General features: G+C 37.4%; 11 protein-coding genes. 9 read left to right on the top strand and 2 right to left on the bottom strand.

Features of this window, described 5'->3' with window-relative positions; genetic code table 11:
- The first annotated feature begins 161 nt into the window (after positions 1-161).
- Positions 162-440 (top strand): hypothetical protein, encoded by a 279-nt coding sequence (locus ES724_RS09135; RefSeq protein ID WP_146932309.1) that lies wholly within the window; start codon positions 162-164, stop codon positions 438-440.
- Between the two features lie 754 nt (positions 441-1,194).
- Here ES724_RS09135 and ES724_RS09130 read toward each other — a convergent pair.
- Both ES724_RS09130 and ES724_RS09125 read right to left on the bottom strand, forming a co-directional pair.
- Complete coding sequence (locus ES724_RS09130) at positions 1,195-2,538, bottom strand: sensor histidine kinase (RefSeq protein ID WP_146932307.1); 1,344 nt, start codon at positions 2,536-2,538, stop codon at positions 1,195-1,197.
- Positions 2,528-3,874: a sigma-54-dependent transcriptional regulator gene (locus ES724_RS09125; RefSeq protein ID WP_146932305.1), complete on the bottom strand. Its 1,347-nt coding sequence runs from the start codon at positions 3,872-3,874 to the stop codon at positions 2,528-2,530. The genes ES724_RS09130 and ES724_RS09125 overlap by 11 nt, the downstream gene beginning before the upstream one ends.
- Positions 3,875-4,078: 204 nt before the next feature.
- Between ES724_RS09125 and ES724_RS09120 the strand changes: the two genes are divergently transcribed.
- From ES724_RS09120 to ES724_RS09085, 8 genes are all read left to right on the top strand, one after another.
- A complete protein-coding gene (locus ES724_RS09120) occupies positions 4,079-5,329 on the top strand; it encodes an efflux RND transporter periplasmic adaptor subunit (RefSeq protein WP_146932303.1) in 1,251 nt (416 codons plus the stop codon).
- A gap of 57 nt (positions 5,330-5,386) precedes the next feature.
- A complete protein-coding gene (locus ES724_RS09115) occupies positions 5,387-6,064 on the top strand; it encodes an ABC transporter ATP-binding protein (protein ID WP_146932301.1) in 678 nt (225 codons plus the stop codon).
- Positions 6,065-6,095: 31 nt separating this feature from the next.
- On the top strand, positions 6,096-8,516 hold the full coding sequence (locus ES724_RS09110; protein ID WP_146932299.1) for an ABC transporter permease: 2,421 nt from the start codon (positions 6,096-6,098) through the stop codon (positions 8,514-8,516).
- A 2-nt stretch (positions 8,517-8,518) separates the two neighbouring features.
- A complete protein-coding gene (locus ES724_RS09105) occupies positions 8,519-10,951 on the top strand; it encodes an ABC transporter permease (RefSeq protein WP_146932297.1) in 2,433 nt (810 codons plus the stop codon).
- A gap of 75 nt (positions 10,952-11,026) precedes the next feature.
- On the top strand, positions 11,027-13,453 hold the full coding sequence (locus ES724_RS09100) for an ABC transporter permease (protein ID WP_146932295.1): 2,427 nt from the start codon (positions 11,027-11,029) through the stop codon (positions 13,451-13,453).
- A gap of 18 nt (positions 13,454-13,471) precedes the next feature.
- A complete protein-coding gene (locus tag ES724_RS09095; protein ID WP_146932294.1) occupies positions 13,472-14,215 on the top strand; it encodes a head GIN domain-containing protein in 744 nt (247 codons plus the stop codon).
- Positions 14,216-14,251: 36 nt separating this feature from the next.
- On the top strand, positions 14,252-16,669 hold the full coding sequence (locus ES724_RS09090) for an ABC transporter permease (protein WP_146932292.1): 2,418 nt from the start codon (positions 14,252-14,254) through the stop codon (positions 16,667-16,669).
- A 37-nt stretch (positions 16,670-16,706) separates the two neighbouring features.
- The gene (locus tag ES724_RS09085) at positions 16,707-19,082 is read left to right on the top strand and encodes an ABC transporter permease (RefSeq protein ID WP_146932290.1); all 2,376 of its coding nucleotides are present in this window, start codon (positions 16,707-16,709) and stop codon (positions 19,080-19,082) included.
- Positions 19,083-19,130: the final 48 nt, after the last annotated feature.

Here is a 19,130-nt window from a genome sequence, read left to right as displayed (position 1 = left end):
TCAGCAGAATCATTCAACGCAAAAATAAAAGCCTTTAGAGCACAGTTCAGAGGAGTAAAAAATGTAGAATTCTTCCTCTACAGATTAACCACAATTTTTGCATAAACACAACAATTAGTCATGATCCTTTCTCAGTTGATTTTATAGCTGAACCAGAAGGAGTGAGACCAGATGTTCATCTTGTAAGGATAATAGATGAGACCATGGCCAATGAAGAAATCTTGAAGAAATGGATGAACTTTTTCCATTTTGGAGAAGATATGGAAGGTTTAATGACTCCCGCCCCGGCAGGCTATACTTTTCTCGGCGGAACCCAAGAAGTACCTCAAGGTGCAAGGACTTATTTTCAAGCTGTATTGACTCCGGGTAAATATGCTCTAATATCTGAAATAGATCATAACTTGGGAGATAATTTTTATCAGGAATTTACAGTAGAATAAATATAATAACCAGCAGTTTACTAAAAAATCCGGTACTGGGTAGAGACAGTGCCGGGTTTTCTTGTATCATTCCCGAAAGTTTTGGAGGGAATGAAAAGAATATAAAACCTCTCTAAAAGAAAAAAGCCCTTTTCCAATAGTTAGGAAAAAAGCTTCTCATTGGTAAATGCTGCAAAAACAGCATCTTAACCACGTTGTCTCAACTTCTTGAGACACACAACACAACTTCATTATACTTGCTAAAAGAAGCTTCAATTTCTTGAAGCTTCTTTTTTTGCTACCGATGCTTCGGTATTGCGGTCTGGACGAGACTCGAACGAACCGCATAATCTCTTTATTAATAGGCTTCTTCAAAGGCCTATATTTCGATGGCACCGAATTCGGCACCTTTTAACATATTTTAACAGTGTCAAGATGAGTAAATACTCAAAGAGTGATGTTTAAATACAAATGATGCTTTTCGGACTCTATTTTATTAAGAACAATCTCGATGTAAACCTAGGTTTTCAAGGAGGGCTGGCAAATATACAATTTCTTATTTCTACTATACAAATAAATTTTTCGCTTTATTTAGCTTATTCAGAAAAGTCTTTTTAGTAAACTCACCAGTTTTAAAAAAACTATATAAAAAACTTCTCAGCAGCGGTCCCAATGGATTAAATAACAAGAGCTTAAAATATCTCAAGCCATACTACAAAAATATAAGCAGTACTGAAAAACAAAATCAAAGCAAACCCTTTTTTCGAAACCTAACCTAAAAAATTAAGTTGATGGTAGTTCCCCCGGTTTCATTCCCGGAGATCTGAATCTTTCCTCCATGCAGCGTCATGATCTGTTTCGATAAACTTAGTCCTATCCCACTCCCTTCTTTTTTTGTAGTAAAAAACGGCACGAAAACATCTCCTTTTATTTCCTCAGGAATACCCGACCCATTATCTGAAACTCTTATAAAAATTTTACCATCCAGTTTTTTTTCTGCTGAAATCCGGATCTTCGCATGTGTGACTTTTTCACAGGCTTCCACAGCATTTAACATAAGATTGATAAGTACCTGTTCCATTAGGTATGAATCAATTTCTACTTCTAAGTCTTCCTTCTGTAAATGGAAAATCAACTCAGCCTTTTTCACAGTAATAAGTGGCTGCATGAGATGTTTGATATTGCTGAAAAGATCTTTTACAAATACCTGTTCTAGGTTTAAATTAGTGACTTTATTCAGGCTTCGATAGGTTTTGGCAAATTTCAATAAACCTTCGCTTCTTTTTTCGATACTTGAAAGACCGGCATCAAGATCTTCAACATCAAGCTGATTTTCACCAGGGCTATCCTGATGCATTTGTACCTGAACTTTCAAAGTATTTGCAAGCGAAGAAATTGGTGCAATGGAATTCATTATTTCATGAGTCATTACGCTCAACAATTTTTTCCAGGCCTCAGATTCGGTTTTATTTAGGGTGTCTTCAATGTTATGCAGAACAATAAGTTTGAAGCTTTTATTTTCCATCCTAAAGATACTGTTAGAAAGCAACACCTTGCTATTTTCCTTATGTACCTTGATCTCTACAGCCGTAGGTTTTGAATAATCCGTTTCAAAGAGTAATTGGTAAACTTCCGGATTTCTGCTAGCCACAAACCTGATATTTTTAAAGGATGGGAAATCTAATGTATCTTGAAAAGATTCGTTTGCCCAGAGTACTTTTCCACTTTCAATATTGTATGCTAAAATCCCAATATCTATTAGTTCCAATATCTTCTGAAGGTAAAGGTATTGAGTTTCCTTTTCAGAATTTATCTCTCGTACCACTTCATTAACCGTATTGAAGCCGTTGTAAAGCCGCCTGATGTCTTTCGATTTATTTTCTGCCAAATACCGTCGGGAAAAATCCTTGTATTTAACCGATTCAAAAAAGTCGTCTATGACTTCAAACCTTCGGCTTAGAAATCGAAAGAATTCATAGATCAGGATTGAAACGAAAAGAAGTGAAGCACCAACGGCAATAAAATAGCTTTTAAAAATGCTGAATACCAGTCCGCTTAATACTAGTACCAGCATTAAAATCCTGATCAAAACACCGCTATGGTAGCTTTTAAAGATCATATTTCTCCAATCTACGATATAAGGCTGCCCTTGTGATTCCCAGTTCTTTTGCCGATTTTGATATGTTTCCCTTGTTCTTATCTATCACCTTTAAGATGGTGTTTTTCTCTACCGTTTCCAGGCGCATATCATCAATTTCTGCTGAACCATGATTGTTTTCAAGTGCTGAGAAAGAAAGGTCTTTCTCCGTAAGTAACATAGCATCGGCCATAATTACTGTTCTTTCAATCACAAACTGCAATTCCCTCACATTTCCAGGAAAAGCATGGCTTTTAAGCTTTTTAAGAAAAGCAGGATCTAATTTAAACGGACCTTTGGAATATTTTTTAGAATAAACTTCTAGAAAATACTTCGCCAATAGAGTGACATCGGTTCCCCGATCCCGCAATGGCGGCATTGTAAGATCTACGGTATTGATCCTGTAAATAAGATCTTTTCTAAATTTTGATTCGTCTGATAGTTCCGAAATATCGAGATTAGTCGCACAAATCAGGCGAATATCTATGGGGATCACTTCATTGGAGCCAAGAGGCGTAATATGTCTATTTTGAAGAACCGTTAACAACCGGGCCTGCTGTCTCAGGCTGATATTTCCAATTTCATCCAGGAATAAAGTTCCACCCTGTGCGGCTTCAAACCTACCCTTTCTATCTTCCCTTGCATCGGTAAATGCCCCTTTTTTATATCCGAATAATTCACTTTCAAATAAACTTGATGTCAGTGCTCCTACATCTACTTTTACAAATGGCATCGTTTGCCTGTTAGAATTCTCATGGATGGCTTTGGCGATCAAGTCTTTTCCAGTGCCGTTCTCTCCCAGAATAAGGATATTTGCATCTGTAGGCGCTACTTTTTTTACTTTTGAAAAAACCTGCTGAAGTTCTTCGCTTTCTCCGATTATTTTTGTTCCTACTACACTTGGTTTCACCGATTTTGAATTTTGCTTTTTACGATTCTGAAGCATTTCCTTAATAGATTCTATCACTTTCTGATTCTGCCATGGTTTAACAATAAAATCTGAGGCTCCTTCCTTTAATGATCTTATGGCAAGATCTATATCACCGTACGCGGTGATTAAAATTACATCGGTTTCCGGCGCAGTTTCCTTGATCTTATTCAACCAGAATATCCCTTCATTGCCAGTGTTTACCAGTCCGTTGAAGTTCATATCCAGAATAATAACATCATATTTATTTCCGGATAACAAGGAACTAAGGTTTCCGGGCTTTTTTTCGACGGTAATTTCAGCAACAAAAGGTTTCAGCAATAACCGGAGTGCGGTAAGCACATCGATATCGTCATCTATTACCAGTATTTTAGCATCCTTGAGCTGCATAGACACAATATTACAATTTATTCATGCCTCTTTTGGATTTCAAAAGCAGAAATATTAAATGGGTTAATAGTGTATTGCAACCGAACAGCTAGTGTCCGAAAACGAACACTTTTAAAACGCATTAAATATATACCTTATTGATTTATAGCTATTTAAGTTTATGGCACTATCTTGATAGTAATATAGACAGAAACAAGATTATTTATGGACATACCTCTTAAAAAGAAACGTTTTACTCCTAAGAAAATCGCGATCATCGCGGGATCTGTACTTATTGTTGCCCTAATTTTATTTGTGATCCTTTCCTCCACCGGAAATTCAAAATTGAATGTTGAAAAAGAACGGATCACAATAAGTGATGTACAAAAGGGAAATTTTCAGGAGAATATTCCGGTAAACGGAGTGGTGTTACCCATAAGTACCATTTACCTAGATGCGATGGAAGGAGGACGAGTGGAAGAAAAGTTTGTAGAAGACGGCACCATAATGAAAAAAGGAGAGCCTATAATAAGGCTATCCAATACAGACCTTGAATTAAGCTTAGTTAATCAAGAAACCCAGGTATATAATCTTCTTACACAAATGCAGATTTCACAAAATGCTGCCAGACAGAATACCATTAATAAGAGAAATAATCTTACCGATGTGGAAAACAATCTTATTGAAGGAAAACGTAAATATGAACTAAACAAAAAGCTTTTCGAAAAAGGTGCTGTTGGAAGACAGGATTATATGGAATCTGAGAATAATTACAACTATCAGAAGGAAAAATATCAGTTAGCTAATGAGGTCTTGGCGCAGGACTCACTTTCCAGTAAACAGGAATCTCAACAAGCTCGTGAATCTTATGTACGTACAAGGAAAGCACTGGAACTAATGCGCAGAAAAGTTGGTGACCTGGTGGTCAAAGCGCCTGTAGATGGGCAACTTACGGCCTTGGATGCAGAAATTGGACAATCAAAACAGAAAGGGGAACGCCTAGGGCAAATAGACGTGGTAAGCGGTTATAAAGTTCGTGCGGAAATTGATGAACATTATATTTCAAGGATTTTCAACGGTCAACGTGGGAGTTTTACTTTTAACGGAAAGGATTACGAACTGGAAATCAAGAAAGTTTTTACACAGGTTTCTAACGGAAGATTTCAGGTGGATATGCATTTTGTAGACGGAGTTCCAGAAAATATCAGACGTGGGCAAAGCCTTCAGATCAAGCTGGCTCTTAGTCAGGAAAAAGAAGCGGTATTGATATCAAAAGGAGGATTTTTTCAGCAAACCGGAGGAAACTGGATATTTAAAATTTCTGAAGATGGAAAAACTGCTTATAAAACACCAATCCGGTTAGGCAGTCAGAATACCGAATATTATGAAGTACTGGAAGGAATCGAACCTGGCGATAAGGTCATTACTTCAAGCTATTCCAATTTTGGAGATATTGAAGAATTAGTGCTGGATTAACATCATAAATTTGAATTAAAAAACACCTTTAAAATAACATCAATAAATCAGTCAAAAATGATAAAAATCACCAATCTAGAAAAATATTATAAAACAGAAGAGGTACAAACAATTGCTCTTAATAAGCTTTCTTTTGAAGTAAAACAAGGAGAATTTGCAGCTATCATGGGACCTTCCGGATGTGGGAAATCAACCTTATTAAATATTCTTGGATTACTTGATGATCCTGACGGTGGAAGTTATCTCTTTAACGGGATAGAAGTTGCCGGTTACAATGAAAGGAAACGAGCGCAGCTTAGAAAACACAATATTGGCTTCGTTTTCCAGAGCTTCAACCTCATCGATGAACTAAGTGTTTTTGAAAATGTGGAGCTTCCTCTTATCTATACAGGAGTAAAACCAGCGGAACGGAAAGAACGTGTTCACGCAGTACTGGAAAAGATGCAGATTATGCACCGAAGAAAACACTTCCCTCAGCAGCTATCTGGAGGGCAACAACAACGGGTCGCGGTAGCCAGAGCAGTAGTAAATAATCCCAAACTGATTCTTGCCGATGAGCCTACAGGGAATTTGGACAGTAGTAATGGAAACGAAGTAATGGATCTTTTAACCGAACTCAACGAAGCGGGAACCACCATCATCATGGTTACGCACAGTGAACATGACGCGAAATTCAGTCATCGAATCATCAGGATGCTGGATGGGCAAAAAGTAACCGAAAATGTACTAGTCTAAGGGGATCATTCATCAATCAAAAACGAACATCATGTTTAGGAATTATTTTAAAATCGCATGGCGAAACCTCTGGAAAAACAAGCTACAAACAGGGATTAATTTACTAGGCTTAACGGTGGGTACGGTATGCTGTTTAAGTATCCTTATATATGTTATCGCACAGTTCGGTTATGATCAACAATTTGAAGATTCCTCCTCGATTTACAGGATAAAAACCGTTATCGATGAAAACGAAAACACTAATCCTTCGGCCGGCACTTCACCTCCTATAGCATTTGCAATGAAGGAAGACTTTCCGGAAGTATCTGAAGTGTGTCGCATAGTTTATTTTGGGGAAGGGAATGAATCGCTGGTAAGAGTTTCGGATAGTGACGAAGCATACTACGAGTCTCGCGGCTATCTGGCGGATTCCACTTTCTTTAAATTGTTCAATTATCCTTTTATCGAGGGAAAACCTGAGGGAGCTCTAAACGCACCCAATTCCATTGTACTTTCAAAAACATTAGCTAAGAAACTATTTGGAACAAAAAAGGCGCTAAACGAAACCTTGGTTCTGGGAAGTGGCGAGGAAGAGCAGACCCTGAGAATAAAAGGCGTTTTCGAAGATGACTTTGGTAAAACACACCTAAATCCAAACTATATATTGACGATGAATTCCGGTGGAACCGGGGAAAGAGTGATAGAAATTCAAAACTTTGCCACACAAAATTTCGTTCTTAGTTACTTGAAACTGGCACCAGGTGCCAGTGCTGAAGCTTTGGAGTCAAAACTCCCCAGTTTTTTACAACAGCATGGAGCAAAGGATTTGGCTGCGGTAGGTTTTAATAAATCCCTCTTTCTACAAAAGCTTAACGATATTCATTTGTATTCAAAAGGAATTCGAAACCAGATTGACAAAGTTTCAGATATCAATTATCTCTATATTCTGCTCATCTTGGCATTGTTCATACAATTAGTAGCATGTATCAACTTTATCAACCTAAGCACGGCACGTGCCAACAAGCGAGCCAAAGAAATTGGGGTGAGAAAAGCTATTGGTGCGAATAAGGGAACCCTCATACGGCAATTTTTAGGGGAATCTATACTACTATCCCTTTTTGCTTCAGTAATCAGTATTCCTTTGACTGCGTTAGCATTGCCCTTTTTAAATATATTAACAGAAGGCAATATAGACTATTCAGCCTTATTTGACTTGAAGATTTTAGCATCAATCTTAAGCTTGGGAATCCTTACTGGTTTTATTGCAGGCCTTTATCCCGCAATCATCCTTTCGGGAATAAAACCGATTAAAGTTTTGAAAGGATCGGTAAGCTTGAATTTAGGTAGCGGAAACCTGCGTAAAGGTTTGGTGGTTTTTCAATTTGTAGTTTCCATTGGGTTAATTTCTTCCGTCATCATTATTACCCAACAGGTAAAACATTCCCAGAGAATGGATATGGGGTTCAATAAGGACAATCTTATTGCAGTGCGTTTGGGAACACAGCAAGTTTCAGAAAATTTCAATGCTACAAAATCGAATTTTGAAACAGTTATTGGTGTTACCGAAGTTTCTGGAAGTAACCATTATCCTTCAGAATTTATTATGGGAGATATGGGATTGACAATTCCAGGGGGAAATCCGGCAGATCAAACCCTGGTGCATTACGATGGGATTAGCCCCAACTATCTCAACACCGTTGGAACCTCTTTACTTATTGGACGTACGCTCCGTACCAATGATAGCATTCAGGTTCTGGTAAATAAAGCCACCATTGATGCCTTCAACATTCCGCTGAATAAAGCTGTTGGATCAAAACTTCTACAAACCTACGAAGGTGAAGTTGATGAGTTTGAAATTGTAGGCGTTACAGGTAATTATCACTTTGCTTCCCTAAAAGAAGAAATAGCCCCCGTGTTGCTCTTTAATGAAACGCAACCTGGTTGGATCATTTTAAAAGCCGAAACACAGAATTATGAGGCTCTTTTAAACAAGCTTGAAAGCTCCTGGAAAATAATTAACCCAAATACCCCTTTTGATTACACATTTGTATATAAGGAGGTTGAAAAATTATATGCCGAAGAAAAACGCTTAGGTAAAATATCTGTTGTCTTTACTTCATTGGCAATTTTGATAAGTTGTTTGGGCCTGTTCGGGCTTGTTTCTTTTGTGGCAGAACAAAAGAAAAAGGAAATAAGTATTCGTAAAGTACTTGGAGCGAGCGTTCAAAATGTAGTTAGGCTTCTCTCCAAGGACTTTTTAAGTTTGGTGGGCATTGCGTTTATAATCGCCTCACCACTTGCTTACTACATAATGCAAAAATGGTTACAGGATTTCCCATATCGAATTACTATTGAATGGTGGGTGTTTATGATTGCCGTTATTGTTGCATTAATAATAACGCTTTTAACGGTAAGTTTTCAAGCTATAAAAGCAGCAATTGCAAACCCTGTAAAAAGCCTTAGAACCGAATAATCATGATCAGAAATTATATCAAAATAGCATTTAGAAGTCTAAAAAAGCAACCCTTTTTTACCTTGATCAATACATTAGGGCTTGCCATAGGAATGGCTGGTGGTTTATTAATCGCACTCTACATCTATGAAGAGCTTAATCATGATAACATGTTTGCAGATGCAGACCGCATTTATCGAATTGAAACAGACATAAAATTTGGTGGGGCAGAGATTAAGAGCGCTGAAGCTGCTCCGCCGATGGCCGGAACCTTGCAAACGGATTTTGCCGAGGTTGAAAATACCGTTCGGTTTAGAACTCTCGGGAGTAATCTATTGAGGAGCAGTGATAAAACGGCCAATATCAAAGAACTTTCTACCACATATGTGGATTCCACATTTTTCAACATGTTTGGGCTTGAGCTCATTAACGGAAACACCGAAACAGCACTGAAGGAAACCAATACACTGGTCATGACCAGAACGGCTGCAGAAAATCATTTCGGCAGTGTGGATGTAGTTGGCAAGAGTCTTCTATTAAATAATAAAGAAACCTATATGGTCACTGGTGTGATGGAAGATCTTCCCAAAAACTCCTTTCTCGGGGATTACAGCATATTTATGGCGATGGCTGGAAACGTGGCCTCTCGAGAAAATATCTGGGGCGGCAACAACTACTACACCTTTGTCAAACTAGCACCAGAGACCCGCATGGATAATTTCCAGCTGCAACTCGATGGTTTGCTTGAAAAATATGTGTTGCCTTGGGCTAAAAAAACCTTTCCAGGTATGACCGCAGATTCCTTTGCGGCGTCTGGAAATTATATAAAATTCCACACCATACCGTTGACTGATATTCATCTGTATTCTGACAATCAGAATGAAATGGGCGAGACAGGAACGATCCAAAACGTCTACATTTTATCATTCATTGGTTTCTTCCTAATTTTTCTAGCATGCGTAAATTTTATGAATTTATCCACTGCTCATTCCCTAAAAAGAAGTAAGGAAGTAGGAATACGCAAGACACTGGGATCCAACAGGCTTCAATTAATAGTGCAATTCCTAACAGAATCTGGACTTGTTGCTTTTGCCTCAATGATAATAGCCATTGTCATAGCGTTTATTGCATTACCATTTTTCAATGATCTAGCTGGTAGGAATATTAGCATACCTTTTACAGAACCTTTGTTCTATGTTGCGATTTTACTCATCACTATACTTCTAGGACTCTTTTCTGGCAGTTATCCAGCCTTTGTCATATCTCGATTTATTCCAGTAGACACACTTAAGGGAAACGGAATGAAGAATAGTAGCAAATGGAATATTAGAAGCATGCTAGTTGTATTTCAGTTTGGCGTTGCTGTGTTCTTGATTGTTGGAACCCTTGTGGTTTTTCAGCAATTGGAGTTTATACAAAACAAGGATTTGGGTTTTGACAAGGAACAGGTTTTAGTAATCAATGACACATATGCCGCTGGAAAACAGCTAAATGTTTTTAAACAGGATGTTCTCAACTTGAGCGCCGTCAAGAGCGCTACATTGAGCAGCTTCATGCCTACTCCATCCTCACGATCTAACAGTTCCTATTTTAGGGAAAGCGCCATGGATCAGGAATATGCCATCCAGATGCAAACTTGGGAAGTCGATGACGATTATTTAAATACGCTAAGTCTGGAGTTAATCGCCGGTCGCGATTTCAATAGTCAATCTGCCGCAGATTCTACTGCCGTTATTATCAATGAATCGACATTAGCAACGCTAGGTCTAAGTGCAGAAGAAGCTCTTGGAATAAGAATTACCGAAGAAGTGGAACGTGAAAATCCTGAATTTTATCATGTCATAGGTGTCATTAAAGATTTTCATTATGAATCCCTGCGAGAGAATATAGGTTCGCTGGGACTATTCATGAAAAGATCTACGGGATCCATGGCCATCAAGTTGAAAACAGATGATTTCGCCAGCGTCATTGCTAGCATCGAAAGCATTTGGATAAAGAGAGTTCCTGGTCAGCCTTTCAATTATCGCTTTATGGATGACGCATTTGAAACCTCCTACAAAGAGGAGCGTCGCCTGGGTAGCATCTTTATTGTATTTACAAGCTTATCAATTTTTATCGCCTGTTTGGGTCTTTTTGGTCTGGCAGCATTCAATGCCCAAAACAGAATCAAGGAAATAGGAGTGCGTAAGGTATTGGGAGCCAGCGTGAGCCAGATTACTTATGGGTTAACAACAGACTTTCTAAAACTTGTGGCCATCGCTACTATAATAGCGTTACCATTTGGCTGGTATTTTATGAATATCTGGTTGGAGGATTTTTCATATCGGATACAGATAGGCTGGGAAATTATGAGCTTTTCAGCAATCTTAGTAATAAGCATCGCTATAATAACAGTGAGTTACCAAAGTATCAAAGCGGCACTAGCCAATCCTATAAAAAGTTTAAGAACTGAATAAGCCCGCTAACTAACAGATGGAGAATAAATTGGCAGTAAATAAAAAACGATAGGGTTAACAATTAACTTTTAAAACATGATCAGAAATTACTTTAAAATAGCATGGAGGAGTCTCGTTAAAAGCAAGGGTCTTACGCTTATTAATCTTATAGGTTTGGCAACTGGTTTTGCAATTACATTACTTATTGTACAGTATGTTCAGTTTGAAAGAAGTTATGAAAATACACATCCTAATGCAGATAGAGTTGTGCGACTTACTCTAAACCTTATGACAGGAAACTCAGTTACAACACAGGATAGCGAAATGTACCCTCCCGTTGGCCCAAAACTGGTGTCTGAAGTGCCCGAGGTGGAAGCCTATTCGAGGGTTTATGCTATCGGGGAACCAAACTCACCTATGCAGATTAAAGAGCAGCAGTTTCTTATGAAAGATCTCTATGCCGTGGATGCCGATTTCTTCAAGATGTTTAATTATAAGCTGATACATGGAAGTGAAAAAGATCTATTCAAAAAACCCAACCAAGCCATAATTACCGAATCCACAGCCTTAAAGTATTTTAACCGGACTGATGTTGTGGGAGAAGTTATTAAATCACCTAGAAGTTCAGAGGACATACTTTATAATGTGGTTGGAGTTACCCATGACAGCCCCCCAAATACACATTTGAAATTTGATATGCTTATTTCCTATCCAACAATGCTTGCGGATGCCGAGATGTTAAAACGTCACGGAGAAAGGGATGAAAATTGGAATAACAACAACTCGTATATGTATGTAAAGTTGGTGAAAGGTGCAGATTACAAGCATTTCACTACTTCTTTAGCTGCTTTTAACAAACGATTAATTGACGAAAAAAAAATAAAAAGCGAAGAAATTATCGGTCAAAAAATAAAAGATATTCACTTATATTCAAAAAAGACGTTCGAACCTGAGACCAATGGGGATGCCAAATCTATTTTCTTTCTTTTGGGAGTGGCCTTATTGATAATAATAAGTGCTTATGTAAATTATATAAATTTAGCCACATCAAAGGCTTTGGATAGAGCAAAGGAAGTGGGGATTAAAAAAGTGATGGGATCTACCATTACTCAACTTAGACTTCAGTTTTTAGTAGAATCTCTACTTATAAATGTTCTTGCTGGAGGCCTTGCATTATTACTCGTTTGGATAGGGAAATCTAGTTTTCTTTCCCTTTCAGGATTACCAGAGGATTTTGTGCTCTTCGGAAATCTAACTTTCTGGGTTCTTCTTTTCACCTTCATTGTATTGGGAGGACTTCTTTCTGGGCTCTACCCTGCCATTATTTTATCGTCCTTTAAACCGTCAACAGTTTTAAAAGGTGATTTTTCACATTCAATTAAAGGAACGTTCTTGCGAAAAGGCCTTGTGATTTTTCAATTTGCGATAACCATTATTTTATTAATCCAAACGTTTACCGTAAATGAACAACTTGAATATATGCGAGGTTTGGATAAGGGGGTTAATGTGGAGCGTAGTATTATTGTGGAAGCACCTACAAAAAATTCTTCTGAAAATTATTCGGTATTTAAGCAAAGCTTACTAGCAAATTCAAATATAAATGCCGTTTCCTTATCGCATACTGTCCCAGGTCAACCATCTGCTTCTTTGTCTACAACGGCCGACATTCATATAACAGGAGTTACTCCAGAGCAATACCACAATTTTTATATCACGTTTATCGACAAGGACTATATTCCATTGTTAGATGTCGAAATGCTAGCAGGAACTAACTTTGATGAAGGCACTACTCCCGAAAAAAGTCAGGTTGTGGTAAATGAAGAGGCACTTAAACATTGGGACATACAAACTCCAGAAGATGCAGTAAATAAAAAACTTACTTTTTGGGGTAATGAATGGACGATCAAAGGAGTAGTGAAAAATTATCATCAGCAATCACCCAAATCACCTTTTTTGCCAATGATCCATATATTCAATAACAATTTTAGAAGTCTTGCCACAGTACAGTTTAATGGAGGTTCATCAGGCGATAATGTTGCACAGGTGAAGGAAAACTTTAATGCAGTTTATCCTGAGGCACCTTTCTCGTATTTTTTTATGGATCAGGAATACAACAAGCAATTTGAAGCTGATGATCGCTTTAAAAATGTGTTTATGATACTTACCGCATTCTCTATACTAGTAGCATGTTTAGGACTATTGGGGCTCGCTTCCTTTTCGGTTGAAAAGCGAAGAAAGGAAATAGGAATTCGGAAAGTAATTGGCGCTAGCACTACAAATATTTTGATTTTACTTTCAAAGGATTTTGTAAAAACGGTGATGCTTTCAGTTTTACTAAGTGTTCCAATCAGTTATTTGCTAATTCAGAATTGGTTGAAAAATTTTGCGTTCAAAATCGATTTACACTTGTGGTTGTTTATTCTTCCTATACTATTAGTCTTTGGATTGGTACTCTTATCCATTAGTATAAAAACGGTAAAAACTGCCATTGCTAACCCCATAAAAAGTTTAAGGACAGAATAATATTAAAAAACAAAAATTATGACACAATTAATTTTCTTTTTAACAACGCTCACTTTATTATTTACTGAAACCGTTTTCTCCCAAAATGTAATGGCAGTAGAGCATTTCGATAAAGTGATTGTGAGTCCGCATATACAGGTAACATTGGTTGAAGGAGCTGAAGAAACAGTAACCATTGAAAGTAATAAAGTAAGCGATGATAAACTCAATATTGAAGTGGATGGCAAAACCCTGCGCATATATCTAGAGGATGCCAAAGAAATTACCAAGGAAGAAAACGTTTATGAAAATGGGATAAAAATGAAGCGCCCAATCTATAAAGGAACTATCGTAACCGCTACGATTACTTATAAAAACTTGGAGGATCTTTGGGTTAAGGGAGAAGAAAATCTTGTTTGCAAAAGTATTTTGAAAGGAAATGATTTCAATTTGAAAATCTACGGGGAATCGCATATATATCTAAATGAAGTGAACCTAAAGCAACTTCACACAGTTATTTATGGCGAAAGTGTTTTGGAAATTAAATCTGGAAACATTCAAAATCAAAAATATACCGCTTACGGAGAAAGTAAGGTCAATGCCTTGGCCGTAGCCAATGAAGAAACCAAAATCACGGCTTATGGTGAAGCGGAGTTTAAAATTAATGCTTCAGAAAAAATCAAAATCACATCATATGGCGAAGCCTCTCTTGAATATACAGGAGATGCCAAAATAAAGAAAGGCTTGAATATAGGTGGAGTGAAAATCAGTAAAATAAAATAGATATAAAATAAGTGAACCATTTTTAAAGCAGACATCATGATCAAGAACTATTTTAAAATCGCTTGGCGAAGTCTCTGGAAGGAGAAGACCTTTACTTTTCTAAATGTTTTTGGACTTTCAGTAGCGTTTGGGGCAGCGATCCTACTTTCCATTTATTCGCTTTTTGAGCTTTCTTTCAATAAGTTCCATGAAAATGCAGATAATATTTTCCAGGTTTACCATACAGAATATACCCCCAAAGGGCCTGAGGCTGGAATTGCGAATCCGGTGCCATTTGCAAGTGCGCTAAAAGAAGAAGTTCCGGGAGTGGAAAAAATCACCCGTTTCAGCAGCGGTGGCGTTCTGGTAAGTATAGGCGAAAATCAAGTTCATTTACAATCGGCTTTTGTAGATCCTGAATTCTTTGCAATTTTCACTTTTCCGGTATTAAAGGGAGATGAAAATCCAGTTTCAGGCAAATCTGAAGTTGCCCTTACCGAAAAAGTAGCAAAAACACTTTTTGGCAACGAAACAGCCCTTGGGAATTCGCTTAATATTTTTATTGATGGACAGGAGGTTCCATTTACCGTAACTTCTATAATTAAAGATCTTCCTGTGGAAAGCAATATTGAATTCGATATTGCTCTGAACTTTACAAGTCAGAATGAACATGCTTATGGACGCAATGTAGGCAGATGGGATAATTCCAACCACGAGGTCTATATGCAACTGGTTGAAGGGATCTCCCCTACTCAATTTGAAAATTCTACCCGCGATTTTTCAAATCTCCATTATGCCAATGATATTAGCAATGCCAAAAGGGATGGTGCGCAACCAGGTAAGGAAGGCCAATATATCCAGCAGCGACTTTTATCCGTAAAGAATTTGAATTTTGCAGAAATCGGGAATGGTGAAATCACAGTGAACAGAACCTATCCATACTTAATCCTGGGAATCGCCTTTTTGATCTTGTTTATTGCCAGTGTGAATTTTATAAATATGAACATTGCAAAGAGTTCTCAGCGATTGCGGGAAATTGGTATGCGCAAGACACTTGGAGCCGGGAGAGCTCAGTTATTCTTCCAGTTTTGGGGAGAAAGCATTCTTGTTTTCATTGGTGCGATATCATTGGGTTTACTCCTGGCAAAATTGCTTATGGAGCCTTTTCAAACGCTTTTCAATACCCGTGCTTCGTTTGAAAATGTCATCAGTTTCTGGAGCATCTTTAGTTTCATTTCGGCAGTTGCACTTATCACCTTTATCGCCGGCGGATATCCCGCATTGTTGCTCAGTAAGCTTGGAACTTTAAAAGCGCTGAAAGGAAAAATCAATTTGAATGGTGGCAACCGGTTGAGGAATACATTGATCGTAATTCAGTTTAGCATTGCGATACTTCTGATTAGCGGTACGCTTGTACTTTGGAACCAGCTTCAGTTTATGAGAAATAAAGATCTCGGCTTTAATAAAGAACAGGTGATCTCTTTTCCGCTCAACGGAAAAAAAGATGATTTCAGGACTATGCAATTGCTTCGGAATGAACTTCAGAATAAACCCGAAATAATAAATATAAGCGCCAGCAATAATATCCTGGGAATCGGAAAAGACCATAGCACTACTTCCAGTATAATAGGTTTTGAACACCAAGGAAGAGTGGTTAAAACCAATATCCTTATGGTGGATTATGAGTATCCGGAAACTGTGGACCTGGAATTAATTAATGGAAGAAGTTTTGATGCTTCCCGTCCTTCAGATACGCTTTCTGTTATTATTAACGAAGCTATGGCCAGAGAGTTAAATGAGAAGGAAATCTTGAGTTCAAATATTGCTATAGATGACAGTCTTCAGTATACGATTATTGGTGTGGTGAAAGATTATAATTTTCAGTCAATCGACAAAGAAATTGAACCCCTCACTATTTTCCTGAAACCAAAGTGGAATTTACGCTATGGCTATGTGAAAGTAGCATCTCAAAACCTAAACAATTCTTTTAATGAAGTAAAACTGGCCTGGAATAAGATAGAACCAAATGCTGAATTTTTGGGTTCTTTCCTGGATGAAAATATAAACCGAACCCTGGAAAAAGAGCGAAATATGACCACGATGATCACCAGCGGATCTGTGATTGCCATCATTTTAAGCTGCGTGGGACTTTTCGCTATTTCCCTGCTGGTTGTATCTCAACGCCGAAAAGAAATAGGAATACGAAAAATAGTAGGCGCCAGTGTTGGGAAGATTACCGTGATGCTCACTTCAGATTTTCTGAAACTCGTTGGCATTGCATTTGTGATCGCAACACCAATTGCCTGGTATTTCAGTGATGAATGGTTGAAAAATTATCCCTATCGAATGGAGCTGAATATCTGGATTTTCCTGTTTGCGGGGATTCTTGCTATTGGATTTGCCATTTTCACCATTAGTTTTAGAACAATAAAAGCCGCTATGCAGAATCCAGTAAAAAGTTTAAGGGCTGAATAACAAACAAGACCCCCGAGATTTTCTAAATATAAGAACAATGATCAGAAATTATATCAAAATAGCATTCAGGAATCTCCGCAGAAACAAGCTTTATAGTTTTATAAATATCGGAGGTCTGTCCCTTGGTTTATCGGCATGCATACTCATTATGTTCTACGTGTCGCATGAATATAGTTATGATAAATTTCATGCAGATTCAGAAAGAATATATCAATTAGAGGGCAAGGCTGAATTTGGAGACCAAACCATTTTTATGCAGAATTTTAGCCCCGTAGTTGCAGGTGACTTGGTTGAAAAATCTCCATCCGTAGAAGCAGGATTACGTATAAATTCTGAATACAAACCGGTAATTGTAAAAACTACAGAAGGAACACCTCAGAGTTATTCTGAATCCAACTTCTTTTATACCGATGAGAATTTCTTCAATTTCTTTTCTTTCAATCTTATTCAGGGAAATAAAGAAATGGTTTTGAAAAGACCATTCAGTTTGGTGATTTCCGAAGAAATATCGAAAAAATATTTTGGAAAGAGGGATCCTATTGGTCAAAAGCTTGAGATTATAAAAGATAGCACTTATCAGTTTCAGATTACCGGCGTAGTTGAAAACAGCCCATCAAACTCCAGCATTAAAACCGAATTTATCACTTCCATTGCCACCATGGAAAAAATGAAGGAGAATGAGCGAAATTTCAGTTCTCAAATTTTTCAGGGTGGATCTTTCGCAACTTTTCTAAAACTGGATAATATCGAAAATGTAGCATCTGTTAGCGAAACTGCTCAAAAGCTAAGTAAGCAGGCTAGTACGCAATCTAAAGATGAATATTTGTTGGCTCCATTAGAAGACAAGCATCTAAAATCAAAGTTTGATAGCGGAATAAAATATCTGGAATTATTTCCTCTTATCGCCCTATTTATTTTACTTCTTGCACTAATCAATTATATGAGCCTTACTACCGCAAGATCCGATTCCAGGGCAAAAGAAGTTGCTGTGAGGAAAGTAAATGGTGCCAACAGAAAAAATATCGCACTTCAGTTTTATGCGGAATCTGCATTATACGTCAGCATATCGTTTATAATAGCCGGAATCTTGAGCTATTCTCTTGAAAAACGATTTTTCAATTCCCTAAATATTGAAATTGACGGCGGGTTCTTTTTCCATCCCATATTTTTAATAATTCTTGGTGCAATCTACGTAGTGAGTATTCTACTGGCTGGTATCTATCCTTCATTTGTAATGTCATCATTTAATCCTATAGAAAATTTCAGAAAGAAATCGCAGGGAAAATTTGGTAGGAATTTAATTAGAAAAACATGTACCACTGTTCAATTTACTGTAGCAGTAGTTCTAATAATTGGCGGGATTATCATCAAACAACAAATGGATTATCTAAAAACATTAAATACTGGGTTAGATCGTTCAGAAATTTTAATACTACCACTTCAAAAGAGCATGGGGAATAATTCTCAGGCATTTAGGAATGAGATTGAAAAAAATCCTGGAGTAGAAAACACTGCAATATCAAATAATCAAATTTATGATGGATACGATATATTCTATGCTTCTACTGAAAAAACAGAGTCATTAGCACTTCCACTTATGCAGGTTGATAATCGCTTCCTGAACGTTCTGGATGTAAAATGGAGATTTAAACCGGCAAACGAAGAATTAATAACTGCAGGTAAGAAAATAATAATAAATGAAACGGCAATTGAAAAATTCAAGCTTAGCCAAGATCCAAGAGGAGAATTCATAGAATTGGCGGGAAGTCCTCAAGAAATCGTTGGTGTGGTCAAAGATTTTAATTATGCTTCTTTGGAGAATCCTATAGATGCTTTGGGGCTTAAGGTATCAAAGCGAGATCAATTTTCTGGAACAGGCTTTTTATACATAAAATATGGTAACACTGAAAACTTGCAAGGACTAATCTCAAGCTTAGCAGATAGTTATAATAAATACGATTCTGAAACACCTTTTGATTATCAATTTATGGATGATAAATTCAATGCTCTTTTCAAATCTGAAGAGCGCTTATCCAGAATGTTCAGTTTCTTTATTATTTTGACTATTATAATTGCAGGGCTTGGACTTTTAGGCCTTGCCACTTTCACGGCTCAGCGAAGAGTTAAAGAGATTGGAGTTAGAAAGGTTTTGGGCGCAAGTGTTTTGGAGATAACCACTTTACTATCAAAAGATTTCATCAAACTAACAGCTTTAGCAGTATTAATCGCATCACCAGTTGCATGGTATCTTGCAAATAAATGGCTTCAGGATTTTGCATATCAAACTGAAATTGAATGGCAAGTATTTTTACTTTCCGGTGTATTTGCAGTATCCCTTGCTTTGGTTATAGTCTGTTTTCAGGCTATTAAAGCAGCCATTGCAAATCCGGTGAAAAATCTAAGAACGGAATAATCCAACAGGCCTGCAAGGTTTCTAGAACCTTACAGGTATAAAATAAAA

The organism is Gillisia hiemivivida (assembly GCF_007997295.1).
Classification (GTDB): domain Bacteria; phylum Bacteroidota; class Bacteroidia; order Flavobacteriales; family Flavobacteriaceae; genus Gillisia; species Gillisia hiemivivida.
Note: the sequence above shows the minus strand (reverse complement) of the source record. Positions and strands in the feature narration are given on the sequence as shown.

Bases quoted from the DNA above. Each gene is read 5' to 3' on its own strand.
- ES724_RS09130 (WP_146932307.1), bottom strand. From the start codon at position 2,538: ATGATCTTTAAAAGCTACCATAGCGGTGTTTTGATCAGGATTTTAATG.
- ES724_RS09125 (WP_146932305.1), bottom strand. From the start codon at position 3,874: ATGCAGCTCAAGGATGCTAAAATACTGGTAATAGATGACGATATCGAT.
- ES724_RS09120 (WP_146932303.1), top strand. From the start codon at position 4,079: ATGGACATACCTCTTAAAAAGAAACGTTTTACTCCTAAGAAAATCGCG.
- ES724_RS09115 (WP_146932301.1), top strand. From the start codon at position 5,387: ATGATAAAAATCACCAATCTAGAAAAATATTATAAAACAGAAGAGGTA.
- ES724_RS09110 (WP_146932299.1), top strand. From the start codon at position 6,096: ATGTTTAGGAATTATTTTAAAATCGCATGGCGAAACCTCTGGAAAAAC.
- ES724_RS09105 (WP_146932297.1), top strand. From the start codon at position 8,519: ATGATCAGAAATTATATCAAAATAGCATTTAGAAGTCTAAAAAAGCAA.
- ES724_RS09100 (WP_146932295.1), top strand. From the start codon at position 11,027: ATGATCAGAAATTACTTTAAAATAGCATGGAGGAGTCTCGTTAAAAGC.
- ES724_RS09095 (WP_146932294.1), top strand. From the start codon at position 13,472: ATGACACAATTAATTTTCTTTTTAACAACGCTCACTTTATTATTTACT.
- ES724_RS09090 (WP_146932292.1), top strand. From the start codon at position 14,252: ATGATCAAGAACTATTTTAAAATCGCTTGGCGAAGTCTCTGGAAGGAG.
- ES724_RS09085 (WP_146932290.1), top strand. From the start codon at position 16,707: ATGATCAGAAATTATATCAAAATAGCATTCAGGAATCTCCGCAGAAAC.